General features: G+C 68.8%; 1 protein-coding gene. It reads right to left on the reverse strand.

Features of this window, described 5'->3' with window-relative positions:
• Positions 1-240, reverse strand: a 240-nt coding sequence (gene ychF / locus HKX41_13165; protein ID NNC25084.1) for a redox-regulated ATPase YchF, incomplete at both ends; no start/stop codon positions are given.

The following is a 240-nucleotide window of genomic DNA, read 5'->3' on the forward strand; positions in this document are numbered from 1 at the left end:
CGACGAGTTCGAAGTCGTCGTCGCCGGGGTGGTAGTCGATGATGCCCGCCTCGCGGGCCCGCCGGAGCGCGAGTTCGCCGTCCGCGGTCGCGGCGATGACGGGCTTTCCGGTCTCGGCGAGTCGTTCGAGGTTTGCCGGGGGCGCGATGTCGACCTTGTTGGCGACGAGGACGATTGGCTTGGTCCGCTGGCGAATCGCGCGGGCGAGTTCGACGCGGTCCTCGTCGTCCCAATCTTTGG

It is taken from the genome of Salifodinibacter halophilus (genome assembly GCA_012999515.1).
Taxonomy (GTDB): domain Bacteria; phylum Pseudomonadota; class Gammaproteobacteria; order Nevskiales; family Salinisphaeraceae; genus Salifodinibacter; species Salifodinibacter halophilus.